Origin of the sequence: Burkholderia sp. Se-20378 (genome assembly GCF_017104665.1) — a bacterium.
In the GTDB taxonomy this organism is placed as follows: Bacteria; Pseudomonadota; Gammaproteobacteria; order Burkholderiales; family Burkholderiaceae; genus Burkholderia; species Burkholderia lata.
Window position 1 is genome coordinate 1 of record NZ_JAAGPG010000781.1, and the last position, 2754, is coordinate 2754.

Here is a 2754-nt window from a genome sequence, read left to right on the forward strand (position 1 = left end):
TTTCGTGTCGCAGCGCGAAACCCTCGAGATGGCCTACCTCGACGTGCAGCCGGCGCACCCGAACGGCCGCACCGTCGTGCTGCTGCACGGGAAGAATTTCTGCGCGGCGACCTGGGAGGACACGATCGGCGTGCTGAGCCGTGCCGGCTATCGCGTGATCGCGCCGGACCAGATCGGCTTCTGCAAGTCGTCGAAGCCCGATCGTTACCAGTACAGCTTCCAGCAACTGGCGCGCAACACGCACGCGCTGCTCGAATCGGTGGGGGTGAAGTCGGCGACGATCGTCGGCCACTCGACGGGCGGGATGCTCGCGATGCGCTACGCGCTGATGTATCCGAAGGCGACCGACCAGCTCGTGCTCGTGAACCCGATCGGCCTCGAGGACTGGAAGGCGCTCGGCGTGCCGCCGCTGTCGGTCGACTACTGGTATGCGCGCGAGCTGAAGACCACGGCCGACGGCATCCGCCGCTACGAGCAGGGCACGTACTACGCGGGCAAGTGGTCGCCGTCGTACGAGCGCTGGGTGCAGATGCTGGCCGGGATGTACCGTGGCGCCGGTCGCGACGCGGTCGCGTGGAACTCCGCGCTGATCTACGACATGATCCTCACGCAGCCGGTGGTCTATGAGCTCGGCGCGATCCGCGTGCCGACACTGCTGATGATCGGCGACAAGGACACGACCGCGATCGGCAAGGACGTTTCGCCGCCCGACGTGCATGCGAAGCTCGGCCACTATCCGGAGCTCGCGAAGCGCACGCAGGCCGCGATCCCCGGCGCGCAGCTCGTCGAGTTCCCGGCGCTCGGCCACGCGCCGCAGATCCAGGACCCGGACGCGTTCCACAAGGCGCTGCTCGACGGGCTGGAGGCCGTGCACCCGCAGTGATGCGGGGCCGGCCGCGGGCGGCCCGGGCGCGTGCCGTCAGCGCGTTTCGCTCGCGAGTTCGTCGCGGATCTGCGCGGTCAATTCGAACGACCGCAGCCGTGCCGCGTGATCGTAGATCTGTGCGGTGACGATCAGCTCGTCGGCCCCCGTCTGCGCGATGCGGTCGCGCAGCTTGTCACGCACCGAGTCACGCGAGCCGACCGCCGCGAACGACAGCGAATGCGCAACCGTCGCGAGTTCGAGCTCGTTCGCCTCGAGCACGTCGACCGGCGGCGGCAGCTTGCCCGGCGTGCCGCGTCGCAGGTTGATGAACTGCTGCTGCAGCGACGTGAACAGGCGCCGCGCCTCGTCGTCGGTATCGGCGACGAACACGTTGACGCCAACCATCGCATGCGGCTTCGGCCACGCGGCCGACGGCCGGTACTGCGCACGATAGATCTCGAGCGCGCGCATCAGGTAATCCGGCGCGAAGTGCGACGCGAACGCGAACGGCAGCCCGAGCATCGCGGCGAGCTGGGCGCTGAACAGGCTCGAGCCGAGCAGCCACACGGGCACGTCGAGCCCTGCGCCGGGCACCGCGCGCACGCGCTGGCCAGGCACCGGCTCCGCGAAGTAGCGCTGCAGCTCGGCGACATCATCCGGAAACGAGTCGGCACTGCCGATCAGGTCGCGGCGCAGCGCGCGCGACGTGGTCTGGTCGGTGCCGGGCGCGCGGCCGAGGCCGAGATCGATGCGCCCCGGATACAGCGACGCGAGCGTGCCGAACTGCTCGGCGATCACGAGCGGCGCGTGGTTCGGCAGCATGATGCCGCCCGAACCGACCCGGATCGTCTGCGTGGCGCCCGCGACGTGGCCGATCACGACGGCCGTTGCCGCGCTCGCGATGCCGGGCATGTTGTGATGCTCGGCGAGCCAGTAGCGCTGGTAACCCCAGCGTTCCGCATGCTGCGCGAGATCGACGGTGTTGCGGAATGCCTGGGAGGCGTCGGCGCCGGCCGGAATGGGGGCGAGATCGAGTACGGAAAACGGAGTCATCGGTTGGCCTTCGAACAGGGGAGCGGAGGTGATGCACTTACGCAACAAATGCCAAGGATTTTGCCAAAGGGCTCCGGATCGTGCTGGGGGCGGCTCGATACCCATGCGCCTTTCAGGGATGCAGGGTTGAATTCGATGATCGTTGCAAAAATCAATCTAATCGCCGATTAATTACCAATCTTTACGGCGATTGGATGTGAATCCGCATCGGCGTACAAATTTGCACGAAACGTTTGATTTTCAAGACTGCAATACGCCTGCAAACCGCTTACGCTAACGTGAACGCGGGTGCACCGAAATGGTTCGCCGACTGCGCAGCTTTGCCGGAATTGCACCAGTCCGTTTCTCGTAGTGCCGAGCGCGGGGTGCCGCAGACTGCTAAAATCCGGCGCCTGCCCATGTTGTGCCGAAGGTAGCCATACGAATCTTCCCGTATCCCGTCCGGGTGTCGCGCGGAGATGCACCACGCGAAGCCGGGCATGGCCAAACCCGAAGAACGGGGCGAGCCTCCCTCATACACAGACGCTGCTGGAACAAGGAGTCGGGTCGTGCCCGCGTTCGTCGTTGTCGGAATACCGAATCACGCTCAATCACGCTCAAGCGTTCTCCATGGCGTTCAGGTCGCCGGGAGGCGTCTCGCATGCCGGCAACCAGATCGGCAGCGCGTCGTGTAGGGAACGCGTGTGCGCACGCGTGTTGATCTCGGCCGCCGCCGTGTCATCCGACAAAAAAACATCCTCCAGCTCACGCACGCTGACGATCAGACCAGTTCACCGCTCCTTGCCACACACCACACGTCGTCCCACCCCACCACCACACAACACCCGCCCATAGTA

At 66.0% G+C, this 2754-nt stretch carries 2 protein-coding genes; one reads left to right on the forward strand and one right to left on the reverse strand.

Features of this window, described 5'->3' with window-relative positions:
- The coding region (locus G3N93_RS37415; protein WP_206135275.1) for an alpha/beta fold hydrolase at positions 1–883 on the forward strand (883 nt) is incomplete at its 5' end.
- Between the two features lie 36 nt (positions 884–919).
- Here G3N93_RS37415 and G3N93_RS37420 read toward each other — a convergent pair.
- Entirely contained in the window at positions 920–1918 is a 999-nt protein-coding gene (locus G3N93_RS37420) for an LLM class flavin-dependent oxidoreductase (protein WP_206135276.1), read from the reverse strand.
- Positions 1919–2754 lie beyond the last annotated feature (836 nt).

What these genes read in the sequence shown, in the direction of transcription:
- G3N93_RS37420 (WP_206135276.1), bottom strand. Translation starts at nt 1,918, where the DNA reads ATGACTCCGTTTTCCGTACTCGATCTCGCCCCCATTCCGGCCGGCGCC.